Annotated in this window: 17 protein-coding genes, 1 tRNA gene and 2 pseudogenes; 14 read left to right on the forward strand and 6 right to left on the reverse strand. The window is 41.6% G+C overall.

The window, feature by feature from the left end; all coding sequences use genetic code 11:
- Positions 1-188: 188 nt before the first annotated feature.
- Together RMX89_RS17990 and RMX89_RS17995 are read right to left on the reverse strand one after the other, a co-directional pair.
- Positions 189-947, reverse strand: coding sequence for a PPC domain-containing protein (locus RMX89_RS17990; RefSeq protein ID WP_322689878.1), 759 nt, complete (start codon positions 945-947; stop codon positions 189-191).
- A 490-nt stretch (positions 948-1,437) separates the two neighbouring features.
- On the reverse strand, positions 1,438-1,653 hold the full coding sequence (locus tag RMX89_RS17995) for a hypothetical protein (protein ID WP_322689879.1): 216 nt from the start codon (positions 1,651-1,653) through the stop codon (positions 1,438-1,440).
- 669 nt (positions 1,654-2,322) lie between these two features.
- On the opposite strand from RMX89_RS17995, the gene RMX89_RS18000 reads away from it, so the two are divergent.
- From RMX89_RS18000 to RMX89_RS18040, 9 genes and pseudogenes are all read left to right on the forward strand, one after another.
- Complete coding sequence (locus RMX89_RS18000) at positions 2,323-4,179, forward strand: glycoside hydrolase family 2 protein (protein WP_322689880.1); 1,857 nt, start codon at positions 2,323-2,325, stop codon at positions 4,177-4,179.
- Positions 4,158-5,258: a galactose-1-phosphate uridylyltransferase gene (galT, locus tag RMX89_RS18005; protein ID WP_322689881.1), complete on the forward strand. Its 1,101-nt coding sequence runs from the start codon at positions 4,158-4,160 to the stop codon at positions 5,256-5,258. The genes RMX89_RS18000 and galT overlap by 22 nt, the downstream gene beginning before the upstream one ends.
- Positions 5,259-6,183: 925 nt before the next feature.
- Positions 6,184-10,170, forward strand: coding sequence for a magnesium chelatase subunit H (locus RMX89_RS18010; protein WP_322689882.1), 3,987 nt, complete (start codon positions 6,184-6,186; stop codon positions 10,168-10,170).
- 388 nt (positions 10,171-10,558) lie between these two features.
- On the forward strand, positions 10,559-10,762 hold the full coding sequence (locus RMX89_RS18015; protein ID WP_322689883.1) for a hypothetical protein: 204 nt from the start codon (positions 10,559-10,561) through the stop codon (positions 10,760-10,762).
- Positions 10,763-10,879: 117 nt separating this feature from the next.
- Positions 10,880-12,178 (forward strand): DNA sulfur modification protein DndB, encoded by a 1,299-nt coding sequence (locus RMX89_RS18020; protein WP_322689884.1) that lies wholly within the window; start codon positions 10,880-10,882, stop codon positions 12,176-12,178.
- A 96-nt stretch (positions 12,179-12,274) separates the two neighbouring features.
- Positions 12,275-12,499: a hypothetical protein gene (locus tag RMX89_RS18025; protein ID WP_322689885.1), complete on the forward strand. Its 225-nt coding sequence runs from the start codon at positions 12,275-12,277 to the stop codon at positions 12,497-12,499.
- Positions 12,500-12,753: 254 nt separating this feature from the next.
- Positions 12,754-12,978 carry an addiction module protein gene (locus RMX89_RS18030; protein WP_162399555.1) on the forward strand — a complete coding sequence of 75 codons (225 nt, stop codon included), beginning with the start codon at positions 12,754-12,756 and terminating at the stop codon, positions 12,976-12,978.
- Positions 12,975-13,130 carry a hypothetical protein gene (locus RMX89_RS18035; protein ID WP_322685272.1) on the forward strand — a complete coding sequence of 52 codons (156 nt, stop codon included), beginning with the start codon at positions 12,975-12,977 and terminating at the stop codon, positions 13,128-13,130. Before RMX89_RS18030 ends, RMX89_RS18035 begins: the two co-directional genes overlap by 4 nt.
- A gap of 446 nt (positions 13,131-13,576) precedes the next feature.
- A pseudogene (locus RMX89_RS18040) lies at positions 13,577-13,798 on the forward strand (Uma2 family endonuclease); the annotation flags it as partial.
- Positions 13,799-14,209: 411 nt separating this feature from the next.
- On the opposite strand, the gene murA reads toward RMX89_RS18040, so the two are convergent.
- Positions 14,210-15,577, reverse strand: a complete 1,368-nt coding sequence (murA, locus tag RMX89_RS18045; RefSeq protein ID WP_322675649.1) for a UDP-N-acetylglucosamine 1-carboxyvinyltransferase — start codon at positions 15,575-15,577, stop codon at positions 14,210-14,212.
- Between the two features lie 406 nt (positions 15,578-15,983).
- On the opposite strand from murA, the gene RMX89_RS18050 reads away from it, so the two are divergent.
- Both RMX89_RS18050 and RMX89_RS18055 read left to right on the forward strand, forming a co-directional pair.
- Positions 15,984-16,064: transfer RNA gene (locus RMX89_RS18050), tRNA-Leu, on the forward strand.
- 94 nt (positions 16,065-16,158) lie between these two features.
- Positions 16,159-16,944, forward strand: coding sequence for an RNA methyltransferase (locus RMX89_RS18055; RefSeq protein ID WP_322689886.1), 786 nt, complete (start codon positions 16,159-16,161; stop codon positions 16,942-16,944).
- 11 nt (positions 16,945-16,955) lie between these two features.
- Here the strand turns inward: RMX89_RS18055 and RMX89_RS18060 are convergent, their stop codons facing one another.
- Positions 16,956-17,204 (reverse strand): hypothetical protein, encoded by a 249-nt coding sequence (locus RMX89_RS18060; protein WP_322689887.1) that lies wholly within the window; start codon positions 17,202-17,204, stop codon positions 16,956-16,958.
- A 473-nt stretch (positions 17,205-17,677) separates the two neighbouring features.
- Between RMX89_RS18060 and RMX89_RS18065 the strand changes: the two genes are divergently transcribed.
- Positions 17,678-19,348, forward strand: a complete 1,671-nt coding sequence (locus RMX89_RS18065; protein WP_322689888.1) for an ABC transporter ATP-binding protein — start codon at positions 17,678-17,680, stop codon at positions 19,346-19,348.
- 160 nt (positions 19,349-19,508) lie between these two features.
- Here the strand turns inward: RMX89_RS18065 and RMX89_RS18070 are convergent, their stop codons facing one another.
- Positions 19,509-20,453, reverse strand: coding sequence for a hypothetical protein (locus RMX89_RS18070; RefSeq protein WP_322689889.1), 945 nt, complete (start codon positions 20,451-20,453; stop codon positions 19,509-19,511).
- A gap of 626 nt (positions 20,454-21,079) precedes the next feature.
- Between RMX89_RS18070 and RMX89_RS18075 the strand changes: the two genes are divergently transcribed.
- A complete protein-coding gene (locus RMX89_RS18075) occupies positions 21,080-21,583 on the forward strand; it encodes an N-acetyltransferase family protein (RefSeq protein ID WP_322675644.1) in 504 nt (167 codons plus the stop codon).
- A gap of 358 nt (positions 21,584-21,941) precedes the next feature.
- Positions 21,942-22,172 (forward strand): annotated as a pseudogene (locus RMX89_RS18080) (transposase); the annotation flags it as partial.
- Between the two features lie 107 nt (positions 22,173-22,279).
- On the opposite strand, the gene nadC reads toward RMX89_RS18080, so the two are convergent.
- Positions 22,280-23,146, reverse strand: a complete 867-nt coding sequence (gene nadC / locus RMX89_RS18085) for a carboxylating nicotinate-nucleotide diphosphorylase (protein WP_322689890.1) — start codon at positions 23,144-23,146, stop codon at positions 22,280-22,282.
- Between the last annotated feature and the right edge of the window lie 145 nt (positions 23,147-23,291).

Raw genomic sequence — 23,291 nt, forward strand, 5'->3', positions numbered from 1 at the left:
GTGTAAATAGTTATTTGCTTAAAGCAAGATTAGTTTTAGTTAAGCCTGATGTAATTTTTTGTCTAGAGTGTGGAGTAAAAGCGGCAAAGTTCAGGTATGATTCTCTGCCGCTTGCATCATTTACATACTCTTGAAAGCATTGCCGTACAAAGCTTTCAAGTACTATTCACCACTGTTAATGCCTAAACTTAAGCAGGGACAGAGAACTGGCTAAAAGACACATTATAGTTAGTGTTGCCAGTGAATTCAGTTACCTGCAAGAAGTAGTCACCAGGAGTGTTAATGTTGGAAATCAGTTCTGAAGTAATACCTGCATTAGTAGAGCTTCCAATTACCTCACCTGCGTCAACAATGCGATTGTTGTTAGAGTCTCGAATCACCCGGATATCAGCATCGCTGCTTAATCCTTCCAATCTGATGTCGACACTCTCACGAAATCCCAAAGAGAAGCTATAAACATCAGTAGTGTTCTGGTTATTGACGTTACCTGTACGAGTGGTATTACCTGACAAGTGACCAAGTACAAATTCTTTGGGAAGAAGGTTGCTAGAACTAGCTGAAATCGGAAAAGTTCCAGCAGGTTCAGTCGCAGACAAGGCTAAATCGTAACTGACATTTCCGGAACTACCTGGAGCAAAGCGAGATACTTCCGCAAAAAAAGTACCTGAGCTAGTTTTAAAGTTAATCGCCTCATCTTGGTTGCTTCCGCGATTGGAAACAATTCCAACTTTTCGGTCGAAGTCGTCTAGTACGCCGTTATTGTTCGCATCTCTAAACAGTCGAAGATCGGCATCATCACCCGCGCTAATGTCTGTCAGAGAAAGGTTGATATTTTTGCCACTGGTAATTTTGAACTGAAAGACATCTGTGGGATCGGATGTAGTTAAATCAAAGTTATTCTTAACAACAGGAGTGCTACCGAGTGTACCAAGATTGAAAAGTGCCATTTTTTTTGTCCTTTAGATATTGATTGTAATGCGGTCAAGTTCGTTCAGATAAAGTTATGGTTTGCACAGATGTAAATCTTCGATTTAAATCAAGATTTACTGGAATTTAGTGGCTTAGAGTTTGATGAAAATAAAGATTATTTATTATTTTCAATAGAGTCTTAGCTGTTTGGTTTTGTGCTTGCTGTGTTCAGAACTTGTTGTTTAACCATGAATCTAAATTAAACTGTTTTTTCAATAAGCACAGCATGAAAAAGACTTCTATAGTTAGGTGTTTGTGAAAGTAAATTCCAAGTGCTTTGTATTGTTTAGTCATAAAAAGTCTTATGACTCACCATTGGCGTAATCGAGAATGAGTTTGATGAAATAACAGATGTGTGAAGAATTAGGCAAAAGCTTGTATCAAGGCGATGGTATACTAGACAATGCATTCCTATACGCCACGAGGTTATTAGGAACATTCTTAGTACGCCATATGAACAGAAGTTCATTAGTGCTTCGAGTCGGCTACCGATTCACCTTCATCCCGACGACGAGATTGCTCAACGTCTTTATAGTGAGCCGAACCGCAAAACCGAAGTATGGCATATTTTGTGGGCAGCACCGAATGCCAGCATTTTAGCAGGTGTAAAAATTGGTGTAGTTCTTGCTGGAGGAAAACTCCCCTCTTGGTAGTCGTACCCTTCGGGGGAAGCAAGCTACGCATAGCGTCCCGTAGGGAAGGGAGTCGAAACACTGTTTCCTGCCGTGACTAAACGGAACAGGGGTTTAGGACAAGAACACCAAATTTTCTTGTTTTGTGGCTCTTATTAAGGAAGGGTGCTACTCCGATCTTAATAAAACTTCCAGCATAGCTGCCTCCCGCCTACTTAAACTTCATCATCGGCGTGGTGGCAGACAAAAATGCTCTCTATTTAGCAATATTCAACGAATGGTTCCGTTATTCTCTTATATAACCTGATTTTAAGTATTTATCTTTTGTTTGCTAATGCTTATTGACTAATAAATGATTTTAAAAAATTTACTTAAACAATTGATATAAATAAAATGTTCATAACAACCACTTTCTCGTGTGGCAGATTTATGATAGTTATTAGGCACCTAAATATAATGCTTTTTTTTAGATAACCTGGCAAAGATCGGTAATGTATATGCCATAATGTCACGAGCTAGGGGTATATAAACTTATTGTTATACTTCATCACGTAAGTGGGGAAGGTATCAGTATTGGCTACGAAAAAACATAATGCTACTAGCTCGAACCGATTGATGAACGATCGGGTCAAAACTCTTGCTATATCTGGAAACCCAATATTTGGGTCTGGATTTAGTCTATAGCAAGGGTTGATTGAGTTATGGATAGGGAGGAAATTTGATGAAGTTGTTAGATTTAGAGAATCCTGAGGTTAAATTGACCTCTAAAACAGATAGTAATTTTGTGGACTTAACAGCAGCACACCCACGACCATTGTTAAAGCGATCGCGCTGGCAAACTTTAAATGGGCTGTGGAAATTCGCATTTGATGACCAAGGAAAATGTGTTGAACCCAGCGATTTTAGCGAATGGTGTCATCATATAGAAGTTCCTTATGCGCCCGAATCTACCAAAAGTGGGATTAACGATCGCGGTTTTCATCCAAACTGCTGGTACGAGCGAGAATTTGAAACACCATCAGGGGACGGCAGATTACTGTTACACTTTGGTGCTGTGGACTATCGCGCTCGTGTGTGGGTAAACGATAAATATATAGCCGAGCATGAAGGCGGACACACCTCTTTCACTCTCGATATAACCCATGCTTTAAATGACACTGGTACAACCAAGGTAACAGTGTGGGCGCAAGACGATCCGCACGACCTCGCCAAACCTCGTGGTAAACAAGATTGGCAGTTGAAACCCCATAGTATTTGGTATCCTCGCACGAGCGGTATTTGGCAGACAGTCTGGCTGGAACGCGTAGGTGAGGCTTATATCGGTAATCTTCGTTGGATTCCCGACTGCGAACGCTGGGAAATTGGGTTTGAACTTGGGCTGGCTGGCAATTTACCTACTTCAAATGTACAAATCAAAATTAAACTCAGCGCTGGCGATCGCCTGTTAGCAAGCGATACTTATGAAGTATTCAATGGGGAAATTAGCCGCCGCATTGTTCTGAGCGATCCGGGTATTGACGACTGCCGTAATGAATTACTGTGGAGTCCAGAAAAGCCGACGTTGATCGATGCCCAAATTCAGCTATGGGATAAAGATCGTCTGTTAGATGAAGTGCAATCTTATACAGCGATGCGGACTGTCAGCGTCCAGCGCGATCGCTTTATGCTCAACGGTCGCCCCTACTATCTGAGGTTAGTTCTCGACCAAGGTTATTGGCCTGAGACATTAATGACTCCACCTAATGACGAAGCATTACGACGTGATGTAGAACTCGTAAAAGCTATGGGTTTTAACGGAGTACGCAAACACCAAAAAATTGAAGACCCCCGCTTTTTATATTGGGCAGACGTTTTAGGGTTGTTAGTATGGGAGGAGATGCCCAGCGCTTACCGCTTCACACCGAAAGCTGTGGAACGGATGACCCGTGAATGGACGGAAATTATCAAGCGAGATGTTAGCCATCCTTGTATTGTGGCGTGGGTGCCGTTTAATGAATCTTGGGGAGTGCCAAATTTGACTGAAACGGCGGCTCATCGTAACTACGTATTGGCAATGTATCATCTGACTAAGACTCTCGATCCGACTCGCCCAGTAATTGGTAACGATGGTTGGGAAAGTACTGATACCGACATCCTCGCTATTCACGACTATGAACGCCATCCTGAACGATTAGCCCATCGCTACAGACCCGATATTCAAGTATCGGATCTATTTGAGCGTAGCCGTCCTGGGGGACGTATTCTCACCTTGGATAACTATCCCCATCAAGGACAACCAGTGATGTTAACTGAATTTGGTGGTATCGCCTATGCCCCTCTTGACGAACCTAATGCCGATCAAGCTTGGGGATATGAAAACTGCTCGAATATCTCCGAATTAGAAATGAAATATGCTGCTCTCTTGGAAACCGTTAATAACATTGAGCTATTTAGCGGATTCTGTTACACACAATTAACTGATACCTTCCAAGAAGCTAACGGTTTATTGTACGGCGATCGCACGCCGAAATTTCCCATTGAGGCAATCCGCGCAGCAACCCTCTCAGGACAAGGTTTATGTACTCCCACAAGCTGTTAAAGCCCGACGGACGCAAACTCAAATTATACAGTCGCTACCCAATTACTAGTCAGTTAGAAGCCCCTAGCCCTAGTAATGAGCCAGTGCAAGCTAATCCCCACTTGCGCTGGCACCCCTTGCGGGGCGAATGGGTAGCTTATGCTAGTCACCGTCAAGGGCGGACATTCATGCCGCCTCCAGAATATAATCCCCTCGCACCTACCACTAACCCTGAGTTCCCAACGGAACTACCACAAGGTAAGTATGATGTGGCAGTGTTTGATAACCGCTTTCCCTCAATGAGTCCGACAGCCAACAATCCACCCGATACCATCGTGGAAACGTTACCTGCAAATGGAGCCTGTGAGGTAGTGGTTTTTACTCAAGATGCCCGCGCCTCCTTGAGTTCCTTAGAGTTGGATCATCTAGATTTGCTGTTGTCAGTCTGGGGCGATCGCACCCGCGAACTCGGACTAAATCCCCAAATCCAGTACGTGCTGCCCTTTGAAAATAAAGGTGTAGAGGTGGGTGTAACATTGCACCATCCCCACGGGCAAATTTACGCCTATCCTTTTATACCGCCTGTTCCAGCGCGAATGCTGTCGATGCAGCAGGAGTATTATCAAGAACATCGGCGGGGTTTACTGCAAGACTTGATTCAAAAAGAAATTGCAGACGATCGACGGATTATTTATCAAGATGAGTATGCGATCGCATTTGTCCCAGTTTGCGCTCGTTACCCCTATGAAGTCTGGATTGCACCAAAAGAACCAGTTGGCACTTTTATGGATCTTACCCCACAGCAACGTTGGGGACTTGCCAAAGCCTTAAAAACTGTCACTCTCAAGTATGACGGTTTGTGGAATCGCCCGTTTCCTTACTTGATGGCTTGGTTCCAAGCACCAACTGACGGTTTAGCTCATCCCGAAGCGCATTTACACGCCGAGTTTTTTCCACCATACCGGACAAGCGAAAGGCTGAAATATCTCGCGGGAACTGAACTCGCAGCGGGGATGTTTGCCAATGATGCCTTACCGGAAGAGAAAGCGAAGGAACTACAAGCCGTGGTGGTAAACATTGAAGAACCGATTTCGGTGTGACAGGGTTTGGAACTGTAACTTAATTTCTGAACAAACCAACGCATAAATTGGAAGTTTGTCCACCTATTGAATTAGTTCATCAACAAACTGTCTTAACCGTTCCTTCTAATCGGGGACGGTTTTTAACTTTTCTGTAATCCCGTTTCACATTAATAATATAAAAAACAGATTGAACTCAAATAGGACTTACGCAATAACTCTCTAAAACCCTCTTCCTTTCGTGTCCTTCTCTACAATACGCTACGCGAACGTGTCCTTCGCGGTTCGTTTTTCCATAATTTTGCGTAAGTCCTATAAAAATTGAGATATATTTCTTCGCTCCATTTCTGTCTGTGCATGACGAGAAATTTTATAGTTCATTTTTATTCTGTTTTCTTATCAAGCATGGTTTTATTTAAGCAGAAGATAAATACTAATTGCTTTTTATTTAGTGGATAGTGTAGAGACCCAAAGTTTCGCATCTCTATAGGCCTATCTATGGTTCTCCAAAAAATTCTTAACCGAACTGTATTTGTTGATAATTTCTCAATTTAATCCGAAAGAAACTCTGCTTTTCTACTGCTTCTTATAAATTTACAACTACATATTTAAGGTATGTCTATGCTAACTAAAAAATATTTAGTCAGCAAAGCAAGTTTTGTTTTGTAAATGGATTTAAATAGCTATTTAGCTATTTAACTATTAAAAATAAGTATTGCAAAAATTTTACAAATATGTGAGTTAATACTTTTAGATAAAGTCAACAATTACGAAGAAATATTTCGTTTTTTATATCGATTTGTGTCAGATAGAGGATAAAATGCCTACTGGGCAAGCGTTTTCTGATAAAAAACAGATATTGCCTAAAAAATCGCAAGTTACCTGTGGCTGCTAATGCCGCTAGGAACTTCCTTCAGAGAACACGCATCAAAGGAGCCGAAGAAGCATGTTCACACACGTCAAGTCCACCATTAGACACATTGCGCCTGATAACTTACGCGGACGTAGTTTAATCAAGGTGGTCTATGTCGTGCTTGAGTCCCAGTACCAAAGCGCATTGTCGCAAGCGGTTCGCACGATTAACGCGAACAATCCTAACTTGGCGATTGAAATCAGCGGGTACTTGATTGAGGAACTCCGCGACCCAGAGAACTATGAGGAGTTCAAACGAGAAATCGAGAGTGCGAATATCTTCATCGCTTCCCTCATTTTCATCGAAGACTTAGCACAGAAAGTAGTAGCAGCAGTAGAACCACACCGCGATCGCTTGGATGTTTCCGTTGTCTTTCCCTCGATGCCAGAAGTAATGCGCCTGAGTAAAATGGGTAGCTTTTCTTTGGCACAGTTGGGTCAGTCAAAAAGTGCGATCGCTCAATTCATGCGGAAACGCAAAGAAAAATCAGGTGCGGGATTCCAAGATGGGATGTTAAAGCTTTTGCGAACACTGCCGCAAGTGCTGAAGTTTTTACCAATGGACAAGGCACAGGATGCCCGAAATTTCATGCTCAGTTTTCAGTATTGGCTAGGTGGTTCTCCAGAAAATCTGGAAAACTTCTTGCTGATGCTAGCTGATAAATATGTATTTAAAGGTTTAGAAAAACAGAATTTTGCACCTTCTACATACGAACAGCCTGTGGTTTATCCCGATCTAGGGATTTGGCATCCTTTGGCTCCCAATATGTTTGAAGATGTCAGAGAGTACCTCAATTGGTATACAGCTCGTAAGGATATTTCTAGCGATCTCAAAGATCCCCTAGCTCCTTGTGTCGGGTTAGTATTGCAACGCACCCACCTAGTTACAGGGGATGATGCCCATTATGTGGCAATGGTGCAGGAGTTGGAAGCATTAGGCGCGCGGGTATTACCTGTGTTTGCTGGTGGTTTGGACTTCTCCAAGCCTGTGGATGCTTTCTTCTACGAACCGACTACTAACATACAGTTGGTAGATGCAGTGATATCGCTGACTGGTTTTGCTTTAGTGGGTGGCCCAGCCAGACAAGACCATCCCAAGGCAATAGAGTCACTCAAACGCTTAAACCGTCCTTATATGGTGGCGCTACCCTTAGTATTCCAAACCACAGAAGAGTGGATGGATAGCGATTTAGGGTTACATCCAATTCAAGTAGCTTTGCAAATTGCAATTCCTGAATTGGATGGAGCAATTGAGCCGATTATATTATCGGGTAGAGATGGAACTACAGGGAAAGCGATCGCACTGCGCGATCGGGTTGAAGCGGTAGCCGAACGCGCCTTAAAATGGGCTAACCTCCGCCGCAAGCCGAAGCTAGATAAGAAAGTCGCTATCACCGTTTTCAGTTTCCCGCCAGATAAAGGTAACGTCGGAACCGCAGCTTACTTGGATGTATTCGGTTCCATCTACGAGGTGATGAAAGCCCTCAAAAATAACGGCTACGACTTACCAGAATTGCCAGAATCAGCCGAAGCGTTGATGCAAGAAGTCATCCATGACGCACAGGCGCAGTACAACAGCCCGGAACTGAACGTTGCTTACAAAATGTCAGTTCCTGAGTATGAGGCGCTGACTCCCTACTCTCAACGCCTAGAGGAAAACTGGGGGCCACCTCCCGGACATCTCAACAGCGATGGGCAAAATCTGCTAATTTATGGTAAGCAATTTGGTAATGTCTTCATCGGTGTCCAACCTACATTTGGTTACGAAGGCGATCCAATGCGGCTGTTGTTCTCCCGTTCAGCTAGTCCTCACCACGGTTTTGCTGCCTACTACACTTATTTAGAGCAAGTTTGGAAAGCTGACGCTGTACTGCATTTTGGTACACACGGTTCCTTGGAATTCATGCCAGGTAAACAGATGGGGATGTCTGGTGATTGTTATCCAGACAACTTGATTGGCTCAATTCCCAACTTGTATTACTACGCAGCTAATAATCCGAGTGAAGCGACAATTGCCAAACGTCGGAGTTATGCCGAAACAATTTCTTACTTGACACCTCCGGCAGAAAATGCTGGGTTATATAAAGGTTTGAAGGAACTTAGCGAATTAATTGCTTCCTACCAAACCTTAAAAGATAGCGGACGCGGTGTTTCCATTGTTAACAGCATCATGGATAAATGCCGGATCGTAAATCTGGATAAGGATATTCACCTGCCAGAAACCGATGCCAGAGATATGAGTGCCGAAGACCGGGATAATATTGTTGGCAACGTCTACCGCAAGTTGATGGAAATCGAGTCGCGGTTGTTGCCTTGTGGTTTGCACGTTATTGGGAAACCGCCAAGTGCAGAAGAAGCGATCGCAACTCTCGTCAACATTGCTAGTCTAGATCGTCAAGAAGAGGGACTTCAAGGTTTACCCGGAATTATCGCCAATAGCATTGGGCGTAACATTGACGATATTTATCAAAATAATGACAGAGGCATTTTAGAAGATGTCCAGTTATTGCAAGATATCACTTTGGCAACCCGTGCAGCAGTTACCGCCCTTGTCCAAGAGCAAATCGACGCGGAAGGACGAGTTTCTTTGGTTTCCCGGTTAAATTTCTTCAATATGGGCAAAAAAGAACCTTGGGTAGAAGCATTGCATAAAGCAGGTTATCCCAAAGTTGATGGCGCAGCCCTAAAACCCCTATTTGAGTATTTGGAATTCTGTCTCCAGCAAGTATGTGCCGACAACGAACTGGGAGCATTACTCAAAGGCTTAGAAGGTGAGTACGTCCTACCTGGCCCAGGTGGCGATCCCATCCGCAACCCAGATGTATTGCCCACGGGTAAGAATATCCATGCACTCGATCCGCAATCCATCCCCACAACAGCAGCAGTACAATCAGCCAAAATCGTTGTAGACAGGCTATTGGCACGTAATAAAGCTGAAAACGATGGAAAATGGCCAGAAACCATCGCCTGCGTCCTTTGGGGAACCGATAACATCAAAACTTACGGCGAATCCCTAGCGCAAATTATGTGGATGGTGGGCGTGCGTCCAGTTCCAGATGCCTTGGGACGGGTGAACAAGTTGGAATTGATACCTTTAGAAGAGTTGGGAAGACCCAGAATTGATGTGGTAATCAACTGTTCTGGTGTATTCCGCGACTTGTTCATCAACCAAATGAACCTGTTAGACCAAGGCGTGAAAATGGCGGCTGAGGCGGATGAACCCTTAGAAATGAACTTTGTTCGCAAACACGCTTTGCAACAAGCCCAAGATATGGGGATTAATCTGCGTCAAGCAGCGACGCGCGTCTTCTCCAATGCTTCTGGTTCCTACTCGTCAAATATTAACTTGGCGGTAGAAAACAGCACTTGGGATAGCGAAGCCGAGTTACAGGAAATGTACCTGAAACGCAAATCTTTCTCCTTCAATTCCGATAACCCCGGAATTATGGATGAATCCCGGCAGATTTTTGAAAGTACATTGAAAACTGCTGATGCAACTTTCCAAAATCTGGATTCTTCCGAGATTAGCTTAACGGACGTTTCCCACTACTTCGATTCCGATCCTACAAAGCTGGTGGCAAATCTGCGGGGTGATGGTAAAAAACCAGCATCTTATATTGCAGATACAACCACAGCTAACGCCCAAGTGCGGACATTATCAGAAACCGTGCGCTTGGATGCGCGTACCAAATTATTAAATCCCAAGTGGTACGAGGGGATGCTGAATCACGGTTACGAAGGAGTGCGTGAACTCTCCAAACGATTGGTAAATACAATGGGTTGGAGTGCGACAGCAGGCGCTGTGGATAACTGGATTTACGAAGATACTAACGAAACCTTCATCAAAGATGAAGAAATGCAGAAACGGTTGCTGAACCTTAATCCTCATTCTTTCCGCAAGGTTGTATCAACTTTGTTGGAAGTGAATGGACGCGGTTATTGGGAAACTAGCGAGGAGAATTTAGATCGTCTACGCGAGTTATACCAAGAAGTTGAAGACCGTATTGAAGGGATAGAGTAGGAAATAAGCAAAGTAGCCTATATTTCCTTATTTATATAGTTTAAAGACCCGTAGATAAATACAATGTATCTACGGGTTCTTGGTATAAATAATACTAAGTATAAATTTGGATATTTAAACTCTAAATTATAAAATGTTTGTACAAACAAAAGGAGCTAGAAATATTAAACCTTATTTACTGTTCTTGTTGATGAGAGTTTTAGATAATAAGCATATTTTTTAAATTGAGTTGATGTCAAACTTTTTATTTGGTAATTTAGTAAAATTTTTGTTTTGCTAATTCAGTCTAAAAAAAGTAAAAAACATCATTGTATGAGTTTGGACAAGCTTGACACTAAGCCTATTTTAGAGTAGAATTACATATTATATTATCAAAAAATTACCAGTTATGAAAATAGTCGTAGAGGATAAAGCCCTTCTACCTTTAGCATTAAAGGTAAAGCAAGGCATGGAAATACACAAATATATTCCTTTTAAAGACATGGATGTAACTGAATTAAAAAAATGGCTTAACTCATGTTACGATCTTCGCCCAGATATATTTCTGAAAGAACTAGCAAATTTTACTAATTTAATCAGACTAGAAAACTAAACTAGATTTAAAGATATTTAAAATATTGTTTGTTGCACGGTGCTAAACAGTACCGTGCATTTTTAATAAAAACTTGCTATGTTTGTACAAACAAAATAAATTTTTTGGAGGTAGTTAATGGCTTTAGTCATAGCTGGTATAAAAGGACGAATGGGTGATACCAACTTTTATCAAGCAACGATAAAAGCTCGTGACCTAGTGCAAGGAGTACGTGCAGCAAACGAACTCGATGAATGGACAACAATGAGCATTGAGGATCGATTGCAAAGAGAACCTGACCTTAAAAGAATTCAAGAGCAAATTGCTCCTTACATTGCTGAAGCGAAGGATCGTTTCTTCGGTTCTATGATTGTGCTGGTTTATAACGGAGAGATTTATTTTGATAGCATCAAAGAATGGGTAGATAAAAAAGCTCCGCGTGCTTACCAATCCGTGGCAGATAACATAGGTGTGATCACTATAGAGGGTGGCGCTCTGATTATGCTAGATGGTCAACATCGCCTTTTAGCTCTTGAAAAGGTGGTCAAAGGCGAGGTAATAGGAGAGTGCCGCGATCAAGTGCCAAATGATGATGTTTGTGTGATTTTTCTCCATCATGAAAGCAATGAAAAAACGCGGCGTATCTTCAATAAAGTTAACCGCTATGCCAAACCAACCAGTCGTGGTGACAATATTATCACCAGTGAAGATGACCGCAGCGCTATCATTGCCCGGAAATTACTAAGTGATGGTGCTCCACTAGGTGTAAGGGTCAAAGGTAGTAGTGATGTAATTGTTGAGTGGAAGAATAATACTATTGCAGTTCGCAGCACGAAGTTGACAACTATAAGTGTTGTCTACGAAACAGTAAAGCTTATTCTAAGCGATAATGGTGTGCCTAATGATACTACTTCTCGCCCTTCAGAAGAGGAACTAGAACAATATTATGAATATGTTGAAAAGTTCTGGAATAAAGTGCTTGAGGGGTTACAGGCTTACCAGAAGGCACTATCTGACAGCAGCAAAATTCCAGAAATGCGTAAGGATGACCACCCATACTCACTACTATTTAAGGCAGCTGCACAGATTGCTTTATTTAAAGGTCTGATCGCAGCAACACGTAAAAATCGTATAAGCCTTGAAGAAGCTGTGCGTCGGGCTGATAAAATTAACTGGGCTATGTCTTTACCTGTTTGGAAAAATGTGCTTGTAACTCCAGGGGGAACAATGGCTAGGGCACAACAAGCACAGAATTTAGGAGGTAAGCTGATTGCATACTTAATTGCATCTGACAAAATGACGGAAGAAGAAACTGCACAGATCCAACGAGAATATAGCAGCGCACATGGAGTAGACATTAATGATCCTGATGTTAAATTAATGCCTTTACCTAAACCTGTTATCGAGTTAGTAGAAGCTGTAGAACCTTTAGTATAAATGCAGGAATGGATTGAAACTGCTCAAGAACAAGCTCGTTCATTTCCTGAACCAAGCCAGCGTTTGATGTCTGCCTAATTGATGACAATATGAAGTGTGAGCGCTTACTCTTGCACAACAGGCGCTCGCATTGTTTTTAAGGTTTTTATGCAAAGCGATCGCCCACAATGCCATCATACAATCAGCGATCGCTTTATTTTTGAGGTTTTCTGTAAAGCGATACCTACGGTGAGCTACGCTAACGCACTCACTCTTGGACAACAGGCGATGTCTAACGACAAGCCGCTACGCGTCTACACTTTATTTTTGGGCGTTGCATAATTGCGGGATGATTTCGCAAGTTATAAAATCTCCCCCCCTGCTCCCGAAGCACCCCCTGCCTCCCCGCCTGCCTAAATTCATCCCTCTATTCTGCAACGCCTATTTTTGAGGTTTTCTGCAAAGGGTAGGCGTAGCCCGTCGTAGAAATCGCACTGTTGGGCATCAAAGCAGATGCAGCATTTGATTTGATGGACAAAATCTTGTCCGCTATATTTAAGGTGTACCAGTTGCTTCCTCACTCCAAGTTAATCAGTATGGATATCACAGCTACTTTGAACGAAATCGCAACTCTTAGTGTTGAAGATAGAATCCGTATTGTGCAGGCAATTTGGGATAGCATCGCAGCAGAGCAAGTTTACCCTGATTTAACCGATGCACAAAAGCAAGAGCTTGATCGTCGAACTGCTGACTATGATTCAAATCCAGACAATGTGCTGACTTGGGAGGAAATCAAAGCATCAATTAAGGGACAGCAATGAATTATGTCCTGGTATTTCGCCCAGAGGTTCGAGAAGAACTCAATGATGCACACAGTTGGTACGAGAGTCAGAAACCCGGTCTGGGTGATGAGTTTTTAGAGAGGATGATGTCTATGCCCAACTACTCTAAAAATGACATCATTTTGGTTTAGTATCCCTTTTGAGGTTTGTCCAGTTCAAAAGTTAGACCTGCTGTTGTTGTAAATGCACACATGTTTTTCAAGACATCTTAATTACACTCTTGACGAGCAAAACTGGAGCATTGCTAGAAGATGAGTTTGTCTTGTCTGAATGGTCAGCAGCAGGGCTAAAGTGCCTACAGCAGTCAAGAGAGGTTTATACACAGTGCATAAAAACTTAATTGTAAAAGTGATTGGCAAGTTAGCTGATGCTGAAGTGTTAGAGCAGTCTTTACGGTGTTGGTTGGGGTTGTGATAGTAGTCTATAGCAACATCGCAAAATTGAGAATTGAATGTTTATAAATAGCGATCGCTCATTTTTCTATACAGACGCTCTGCTACAGTGCAATCATAGAGTCCGCGATCGCTTTTGGAAATGTGGAAAGGTGCGTTAGCGTAGCTCACCGTAGATAGCGCCTATAGTGGTATTTTCGCCAAGGGATAGTTTGAAAGTAGCTCAGGAAAAGATCAGGGAATACATAGATAATGGTGTGCGTTTGGGTTGGTTAATTAATCGTAAATCTCGACAAGTAGAGATTTATCGGCAAGACCAAGAGGTAGAGGTATTGGAATCGCCTGTTACTTTGTCAGGAGAAGATGTTTTACAGGGGTTTATTTCAAACCTTGAGGCGATTTGGTAACTGACATAACCAATTTATTACAAACCAATAAAAGTAATTAATAAAACAGCGTGAGTATTATACCCAAAGAGATAAGTATAATTTGTGAGGACTTTAAATATAAAAAGACCAGCCTCCCACAGCTGGTCTAAAAAATATTTTTGCGTTGTCTTCTCAAGAGAGTTAAAACCCAATTACGCGTTCCTAAAATGCAACGGGCAACTTTTCTTAACAATATTGTAACAGCCAACACAGATTTTTCCAGAATATTCATCAAAAAAAGATATGGACAAAGCTTAAAAGCCTCTATCTATCAGGATAATTCAGCAGATTGCAAGGTATAGATGGCAGAGATAAAGGCAGATAAGGGAGAAAATTTTACCTTGTCTCCCTTATTCTTCTTATCCCCGCGTCAGTCTTAACCAATCGACTTCAACTTGACAGGCTACTGATGCTGGGAGCGATTTCTGCATCTGTTGGTGTTTCGCCCACGCGGAGGATTTTAGCCCCCAATTGCTGCAACTTGATATCAAGTCGATCGTAGCCGCGATCGAGGTGTTGTAAACCCTGAATTGTGGTTTGTCCTTCTGCCGCTAGTCCGGCGATGACTAAGGCTGCCGATGCTCGTAAGTCTGTACCTAATACTGGTGCGCCAGATAATTTTGGTACTCCCCGAACGAAAGCAGCATTGCCTTTGACACGAATATCTGCTCCCAAACGATTCAACTCTGAGGCATGACGCAAGCGATTTTCAAAGACGGATTCGTTAATTACGCTGTCGCCTTCTGCCACTGCTAGCAAAGCCATGAATGGTGCTTGCATATCTGTGGGGAAACCTGGATGGTATTGAGTTTCAATATCCGTTGCCTTAAGGGTTTCCGCTGGCAGAATGTGTAATTGGTTAGGCTTTTCATCAATTATTGTCACTCCAATATCCCGCAACTTGGCAATTACTGGGATGAGATGTTCTGGAGCCACTGGCGAGAGAAGAAGTTCTGAGCGGGTAATTGCTGCTGCTAGCAAAAACGTCCCAGCCTCAATGCGATCGGGAATAATGCTGTAGTCAACAGAATGCAACTTCGGGACTCCTTCGATAATAATTCTGCTAGTCCCCGCGCCCTTAATCTTCGCTCCCATCGCGTTACAGAAGTTAGCTAGATCGACTACTTCCGGTTCTCTGGCAGCATTTTCGATGATCGTTTCACCCTCTGCTAGGGTAGCCGCCATCATCAAATTTTCCGTAGCTCCAACGCTGGCAATGTCTAAGTAAATGTTCGCACCTTTTAATCTCCGGCTGCTGCCAGGGACGTAGGCATTACAAATGCCATGCTCAATTTGTACTTCTGCTCCCATTGCTTGCAGTCCTCGAACATGCAAGTCAACTGGTCTTGCCCCAATCGCACAACCGCCTGGTAACGGCATCTGTGCTACTCCCAGTCTTGCCAGAATGGCTCCAATGGCGAAAAAACTCGCTCTCAACTGGGTAACTAATTCGTAGGGAGCTTTTGATGTTTTAATGTCGCTGGCATTGATGTCTAAAATGTCACCTTGCCGGGTTAATTGCACACCCAAAGCCGATAACACCTGACCCATCCGCTCTACGTCCGCTAACAAAGGGACATTACGGATACGACAATCGCCCGGACACAGCAAGGCTCCAGCCATGATTACCAGTGCTGAATTTTTTGCCCCGCTAATTTTTACATGACCCCGCAAAGGATGCCCACCCCAAATTTGCAAGACTGAGGAGTCTGCTTCTGGAGTAATTTTGGCATCTGGTAAGATGGTAGAAGGATTAATAAGCTTACCTCCAAAAGTAATACGTATTTTATATGTTTGAAGTTGGTTTTGATTCTACAGTAAAGATTCAAAATGTCCACGTTTTAAAGCACTGTTTGGTATAAAAAAAATTTTTTTTTGGTGAAAATGCAGGCTGTAAACAAGCAATAGCAGGCTTTTTGAGATTTTTAAAAAATTTAAAAAAATAATCAATCAGCAGTAGTTTTAAGCAAAATTAAATACTCAGTAAAATAACTTAAGTATTCTCTAAAAATCAATGCTGTACTGTCGAGTTAATATTTTGATTCGACCTTGTACCTGAAAAACACGTTTCCAGTTAGAAACTTTTAAGTAGGCATTATGCTTTTACTTGACAAAGGTAAAACATAACGCAATAATAAGAAATTGTCGATAAGCACAAATGCCAGCGGAACTGGCGGAATGGCAGACGCGCTAGATTCAGGTTCTAGTGCCGCAAGGCTTCCGGGTTCAAGTCCCGGGTTCCGCATACTATCTAAGTTAGGAGTTATAAGTTAATAGTTATAAGTTGAAAAACAACTAAATTAACTTCTAACTATTAATTTCTAACTCTTAACTTTTTGATGTTGACCAGTTTACAGAATTCCCTAGTCAAACAAATTCGCAAGCTGCACTCCACCAAGGAGAGGCATAAGCAACAGTTATTTTTACTAGAAGGGACGCACTTGTTAGAAGAAGCTTGTGCGGTCAATTACCCACTAGAAACAGTGTGTTGTACCCCAGATTGGCAAATCGCCCATCCTTTGCTGTGGGAAGAAGCTTGTAGCCGATGCGATCGCGCCGAAATTGTCAGTAGAGAAGTTTTGGATGCGATCGCTACCACAGTCCAACCGGATGGTGTGGTGGCAACGGCAAAACGAAGCCAACGCCAAACTCAACTACCATTGACTGGTTTAGTGCTAGCTTTAGAGACGATACAAGATCCCGGCAACCTGGGTACGATGATTCGCACCGCCGCCGCCGCGGGAGCATCAGGGTTGTGGGTCAGTGGAGATAGTGTAGATTTAGATAGTCCTAAAGTTCTACGTGCTTCCGCAGGGCAATGGTTTCGCCTCGCAACAGCCGTAACCGAAGATTTAAAAGCGACAGTCCAACAAAGTCAGCAGGCAGGAATGCAGGTAGTGGCAACCTTACCCAATGCGACTTTAACTTATTGGGAAGTGGACTGGCGAAAACCCAGTATGATTTTACTGGGAAATGAAGGTGCTGGATTGTCAGCAGATTTAGCAGCGATCGCAGACCACCAAGTCAGAATTCCTTTGAGTCCTGGAGTGGAATCCTTGAATGTGGCGATCGCAGCCGCTTTAATGTTGTACGAAGCTCAACGGCAACTGATTTGTCAGGAATAAATTTTAACTTTTTACCCCAATTGGGTTTTTGTTATTTCTTCAAGATATTGTTCAATATCAGCAACTGCGTCCTCAAGAGCCGCTAAATCAATATCTATCAAGTCTCGATCGAGTTCGACTTCAGTAAAATTACTAGTATGCAGTTGGGGAATATCTTCTTCCTCAGTCGAACTTTCTTGCAAGATATCCTCCAACTGTTCGAGGGATTCTTGAAACACTCGATCGACAGCACGCCGCTGTTCTGGCTGATTTTGCTCCATAATATTAACTTGAAAATCCTGATTTACTGACTTAATTTTGATTCTAGTTCCTACAGATTTAAATTTTGCACTTATAACATCATAGTTGTGTGCTGTATCAACTTTAGCAGTGGTTATGAAGAATATCGATAGCTGTCTCCAATTAACAGCAGGCAGATCGCGGAGCGTGTCTTAGACAAGGCAGAAGGCAGAAGGCAGAAGGAAAAAATTATGATTGATTACTTTAGTTGTGGGTCATTACCCTGTTTAAAAAAAAGATATGGTACGAGCATCAAGTGCCGTGAGATATAAAATAAGTCCAATGCTTTTAAACATAGGTTACTCTTGCTTCCTGAACGCGATCGCTACAGGTACACTAAATCAAGTTTGGCTACGTTTAGGTAAGTTTTATAAAACAGGTCTAATACTTAATTTGATAGACTATCCTAAATTTGAAATTATAAAAACTGGTAGCTCAGGGCTGATAACTAATTATGAGTGAAGCCTTATTCTGTATCGAAAATCTGCAAGTTGCCTATCCTGGGCGAAGTGGAGAAAAAACAAGCTGGGCGGTTGATGATGTATCTTTCACCTTGAAACCTGGTGAAAGAATGGGATTGGTGGGAGAGTCAGGTTGTGGTAAATCAACTATCGGACGGGCAGTAATGCGTTTACTACCATCCTCTAGCCGGATTGAGGGACGGGTGACATTTCAAGGACAGTCCGTGTTTGACTTGACACCTAATCAGTTACGGAAATTTCGGGGAGAAGCGATCGCCTTAATTTTTCAAGATCCCATGACACGCCTCGATCCTTTGATGACCATTGGTAAGCATTGTATCGAAACCCTCCAGGCGCACTCACCAGAATTATCAACGCGGGAAGCTAAAGAAAAAGCACTTGCTACCTTGGCAAAAGTGAATATTCCAGTCAGTCGTTGGAATCAGTATCCTCATGAGTTTAGCGGTGGAATGCGACAACGGGTAGCGATCGCTTTAGCTTTACTCCTCAACCCCAAGTTTATTGTTGCTGACGAACCCACTACCAGTTTAGATGTCACTGTTTCCGCGCAGATATTGCAAGAATTAACTCGCCTGTGCGGTGAAGAAAATATGGGATTGCTGCTGATTTCTCACGATTTAGCAATGGTGGCTGAGTACTGCGATCGCATTGGCGTGATGTACAACGGTAAGATGGTCGAAATGGGTTCTACAGAAACCGTATTTAGGCAACCTCAACATGAATACACGCGATCGCTCTTAAAAGCAGCATTACATATTCAAGCAGTAACTGATAGTGGAGAATTGATAATTGCCAATGACGAAGAAAAGCAATTACCGATTATTAATCAGAAATCTCCAATTTTGAGTGTTACAGAACTCAAGCAACACTACACTATAGAACCTAACTTTATCGAACGACTGCTTAACACACAAACGCAGACAATTAAAGCAGTAGATGGAATCAACCTGGATCTTTATTCAGGAGAAATTCTCGGCTTAGTCGGAGAATCAGGTTGTGGTAAAAGCACACTATCACGAACAATATTGCAACTAATTCGTCCCACTAGTGGTAAAGTTGAGTTTTTAGGACAGGATTTAACTAAACTATCGCCTCAAGAAATTCGTTCCTCGCGGCGACAAATACAAATGGTTTTTCAAGACCCTCATGCTTGTCTCAATCCAGCAATGACAGTGGGACAAAGTATTGCAGATCCTTTATTTATCCACAATTTAGCCAATCCTGCCAAAGCAAAAGAACAGGTTTTGTGGATGCTAAATAAAGTTGGCTTAACACCGCCAGAAGTGTATTATGAGCGTTATCCATCGGATTTGTCTGGTGGGCAACAGCAAAGAGTAGCGATCGCTCGTGCTTTGATTACTCACCCGAAACTCTTAATCTGCGATGAACCAGTGAGTATGTTAGACGCCAGCGTTCAGTCGCAGGTGCTAGATTTGATGTTGCAATTAAAGGAAGAATTTGAGTTAACTTATCTATTCATCACTCACGATCTTTGGTTAGCTCGATTTTTGTGCGATCGGATTGCCGTAATGAATGGTGGTAAAATTGTCGAACTTGGTCTGACAAAAAATATTTTTGCCAATCCTCAGCACCCTTATACCAAAACTTTACTAGCTGCTGCTCCCTTACTAGCACGCGCTTAACTAAAAGACTTTCAGTAAAAAAACACTCCATCGTAGTAAGGGCGCAAAGGTTTACGCCCTTAGAAATCTACAAATAATTTGGGATAATTTATTTTTTGCAAGTCCCTAAATAAAATCAGAAGTTAGAAGTTTTAAACTCCTAGTTCCTCACTCCTAACTCCTAACTATCTTCCCTTCCTTCAACTAATCTAGTTGGTTCTCCAGTCGAATTATAAAGTTCAACGAATCTTTTAAATAGCAATGCAGTCTCGTGATTTGAAGTTTTACTTAAGTTGAATAAACGCCCTATATTTTTTTCAGCTAAAGCTCTTAAATACGGCAAATCTTCAAATAGAGTCAAGCAAGAAGCAAAATGCAATATTATTTGTAATAATGGCTTTGGCCAGTCTAAGTCACTATAAATATCTATAAAAAATTGATGTTCTGAGTCATTTAACGGGAAAGCATGAAATATAACAATTATTCTTTTGTTATTGTAAACTGGGATACTTAGTTCAACAGTGTAAGGGCTGTGTAATATTAAATCCACCTCTACAATAGGTTGTCGCCAAATTCTCAAAGGATTAGCTGGTGAGTCTAATATTGTTTGAAATTTAATTATCCCACCAGTATTTGTGGGCTGAAAGTGGCTAATTTGAAAAATTTTTAGGTTATTAAGGCTAAATTTATGAACTGTTTCCAAATGCTTTAAGCTCAATAGATGATAAATTTGGCAAATATAAGGAAACGGTAAAATATACTCCTGGCTTATCATGTGGAGCTTTTTTATTTGAAGCTTATTAGCTTGAGTGCGATCCAGATATTCTTGATACTGGTTGGGGTCTAAATCATTACTATTGAAGCTTTCTTCCGGTTTTAGATATAACCAACTCACAAAAAAGAAAGAGGCTGTAAATAGCTGAAATATTTCTATAGGAGATAAATAACCATCGGCAAATGCGGCTATACTTCTATCTGTTATCCCAAAAAGCCAAGATGGAATCCCAAAAGCCCAAATACTATTTTTTATTTGGTCTATAAAAAGTGCTATCTCAACAACTTTTGAAACATTAGTATTTTGATTGATACTAAATTTATTATTAATATTCAAACAATTATTAGACATAGTAATTTTTACTTAAATATTTGATTAATTTATATTAATTCTAAAGATCAATATATGAGATCAACCTCTATCTTTAGCTATATATGTAAGTTGTATTTATTAAAGTAAATTGAAACCCAGCTTTTATTAGGATAACGACATACAATTTGTTGTTATGTAAAATTCTAAAATATCTCTGTATTCACTCAGGATAGAATTATTTGTAATTTATGCTGTTAAAGGAATTGAGGTATTATTTTCTTATAGAAAGCTTGGAGTAAAAAGCGGTATATAAATATTCAGATAAAAATTTTATTTGTTCTGGTATGATAAATTTCTCTATTTCTCTGGGATGAATACTGAATCATGCTTTAGAAATAAAAAGTTAGAACTTAAAAAGTTTTTCTGTTAAATAAAATACATGAAGTTGGGTGTTGTAATTTTGCTCTAGTTATAACAGCTGTGGTGGCTTTTATAGTGGCGCATTGCATACTTGGTACTAGGGCTAGCCATTATCTTATCTAAGGTAGACTATCCCTATCTGACAAAGTATCTGTGACAATTACGATAGAAACCGTAGAATTGCTACTATTAACACTGTATTATTCTTAAATATTTTCTGAAGATTTTTTTCTGAGACGGTAGCAATGACCATTCGCCATGCGACTGAAACTGACTTGCCAGCAATAGTGGCAATTTACAACACTGCAATTCCTAGCCGCATGGCAACCGCTGACTTAGAACCAGTATCTGTGGAAAGTCGCCTTGCTTGGTTTAAAGGGCGATCGCCTTCACAACGCCCACTTTGGGTAATCGAAGTAGAAGGAGTAATTGCTGGATGGCTTAGTTTCCAATCCTTTTATGGGCGACCTGCTTATAGTAAAACTGCCGAAATTAGTATTTATATCGCCCCTAGCTTTCATCGGTGTGGTTTGGGACGACAACTCTTAGCACAAGCAATTAGCGAAAGTCCTAGTTTGGGTATAAAGAGCCTAGTATGCTTCATTTTTGCCCACAATCAGCCCAGTTTAAAACTCTTTGAGACATTTGGTTTTCAACGCTGGGGACATTTGCCTAAAATTGCCGAACTTGATAGCGTTGAACGGGACTTAGTAATCATGGGGCTGCAAATTAGTAAACCTGTTGTTTAAAGCGATCGCTATTTTCTGAGACTTGTAAATTAAGTTTGGTAACAAATGATCTGAATTTATTGCCCGTAACCATTGCCATGATTCTCAGGTAATTCTTAGATAATTAGTAAGCGATCGCTTTTTTCTCATTTTTTCTAATTTCAGATTGTAGTCTAACCAAAATCCACTATTTTCAACTGTGTCTACAAACTAGTTGATTGAACTCGCTATCACATTACAAGAAAGATATTGTGTTAGGCTTTGAGCCTCCAAAAATGCCAGGACTTAAGCAATTGGCACAGTGCGATCGCTAGCCAGTAGTACATAGGACTTGCTGAAAAAGTAACAAAAAGCCTTGTGCTTTTAAATCTCCTGATTCATTGAGGAGCTTCATAGAGAAATAAAGCAACTAACTGGCATTGAATCATCTCAATGCCGTCAAGCCCGTCTTCATAGAAATCATATTGCTTGAGTTATCTTAGTTTGGCTAAGACTGAAAAGTTTAGCTTATCAAACAGGTAAAACTATTTACAAGCTCAAGTACAATTTGCTTTCTAATTATTTAATTGAGCAACTAAAACGTCCAGATATTGCGATGTCTTCTGTGTAGTTTTTGGGTGCTCGGTGCGCTTCGCACACCATTGCTTGTGCCAGTTGCATAAGTCCTGAATGCGACATTACAATGACTTTGCAGTAGGATGATTTGCCTCTTTCTATTTAAAGTACAATCTTCATACTTAAATCTAACCACTTCGATTGAGTAATCGGCGCGCTGCTAGAAATATAGTCAACACCAGTTTCCGCCACAGCGCGAATCGTTTCCAAAGTCACATTCCCCGAAGCTTCAATTTTTACCTGACTCTCCTGTTGGTGAATCAACTCTACCGCCTGACGCATTATATCCAAAGGCATATTGTCTAGCATAATAATGTCAGCCTTGTGCTGCAAAGCTTCTTTCACTTGCTCTAAACTTTCAGTCTCTACCTCTATAGTCAAGGGATAAGGAATCTGAGAACGAATACGGGTAACAGCTTCTCCAATTCCGCCAGCCGCCGCAATGTGATTATCCTTAATCATCACCGCATCATCCAACCCCATGCGGTGATTAATTGCCCCACCCAAAGCAGTCGCGTACTTTTCTAACAGTCTTAGCCCTGGCGTAGTTTTACGCGTATCCACCAACTGAGCAGGTAAATCACCAATTTTCTCTACATATATATTAGTCAGCGTCGCAATTCCACTTAACCGCATAGCCAAGTTGAGTGCGACTCGTTCCCCCATCAGCAGCGCATCCAGCGAACCATGAATTTCAGCTACCACCTGTCCCGGCTCACACCATGCACCTTCAGCCGCAACCGCCACAAAGCTAACTTTTTCATTCAAAATCTGAAACACCCTAGCTGCAACTGGTAAGCCAGCAATTATCCCTGAAGCTTTAGCCATCCATTTAGCAGAGCCTAGGGTCACATCTTCTACTAGTAGAGTATTTGTAGTGCGATCGCCCCTACCAATATCCTCCAATAACCAGCTACGCAAAAGAGGATCTAAAACCAGCCAGGGAGGCAAAACAGCAGAATTGCTCACAAATTTATTGTTTTCTTAGAGACTTCCAGCAATACTATAGCCTAAAACTCTTGCCATCCAAGGCTTTGATAGTGATGCCGAAGCCATCCAAAAATATTTTGGGAAAAATAGTTGACACAAAGAATTAGGTTCGTTATATTGAATA

It is taken from the genome of Nostoc sp. DedSLP04 (assembly GCF_034530775.1).
Taxonomy (GTDB): domain Bacteria; phylum Cyanobacteriota; class Cyanobacteriia; order Cyanobacteriales; family Nostocaceae; genus Nostoc.

Excerpts from the sequence above, each read along its gene's own strand:
- RMX89_RS18060 (WP_322689887.1), bottom strand. The coding sequence starts at position 17,204 with ATGGAGCAAAATCAGCCAGAACAGCGGCGTGCTGTCGATCGAGTGTTT.
- RMX89_RS18000 (WP_322689880.1), top strand. The coding sequence starts at position 2,323 with ATGAAGTTGTTAGATTTAGAGAATCCTGAGGTTAAATTGACCTCTAAA.
- RMX89_RS17990 (WP_322689878.1), bottom strand. The coding sequence starts at position 947 with ATGGCACTTTTCAATCTTGGTACACTCGGTAGCACTCCTGTTGTTAAG.
- galT (WP_322689881.1), top strand. The coding sequence starts at position 4,158 with ATGTACTCCCACAAGCTGTTAAAGCCCGACGGACGCAAACTCAAATTA.
- RMX89_RS18035 (WP_322685272.1), top strand. The coding sequence starts at position 12,975 with ATGAATTATGTCCTGGTATTTCGCCCAGAGGTTCGAGAAGAACTCAAT.
- RMX89_RS18010 (WP_322689882.1), top strand. The coding sequence starts at position 6,184 with ATGTTCACACACGTCAAGTCCACCATTAGACACATTGCGCCTGATAAC.
- RMX89_RS18015 (WP_322689883.1), top strand. The coding sequence starts at position 10,559 with ATGAAAATAGTCGTAGAGGATAAAGCCCTTCTACCTTTAGCATTAAAG.
- RMX89_RS18020 (WP_322689884.1), top strand. The coding sequence starts at position 10,880 with ATGGCTTTAGTCATAGCTGGTATAAAAGGACGAATGGGTGATACCAAC.
- RMX89_RS18075 (WP_322675644.1), top strand. The coding sequence starts at position 21,080 with ATGACCATTCGCCATGCGACTGAAACTGACTTGCCAGCAATAGTGGCA.
- RMX89_RS18055 (WP_322689886.1), top strand. The coding sequence starts at position 16,159 with ATGTTGACCAGTTTACAGAATTCCCTAGTCAAACAAATTCGCAAGCTG.
- RMX89_RS18065 (WP_322689888.1), top strand. The coding sequence starts at position 17,678 with ATGAGTGAAGCCTTATTCTGTATCGAAAATCTGCAAGTTGCCTATCCT.
- RMX89_RS18030 (WP_162399555.1), top strand. The coding sequence starts at position 12,754 with ATGGATATCACAGCTACTTTGAACGAAATCGCAACTCTTAGTGTTGAA.
- RMX89_RS17995 (WP_322689879.1), bottom strand. The coding sequence starts at position 1,653 with ATGCGTAGCTTGCTTCCCCCGAAGGGTACGACTACCAAGAGGGGAGTT.
- RMX89_RS18070 (WP_322689889.1), bottom strand. The coding sequence starts at position 20,453 with ATGTCTAATAATTGTTTGAATATTAATAATAAATTTAGTATCAATCAA.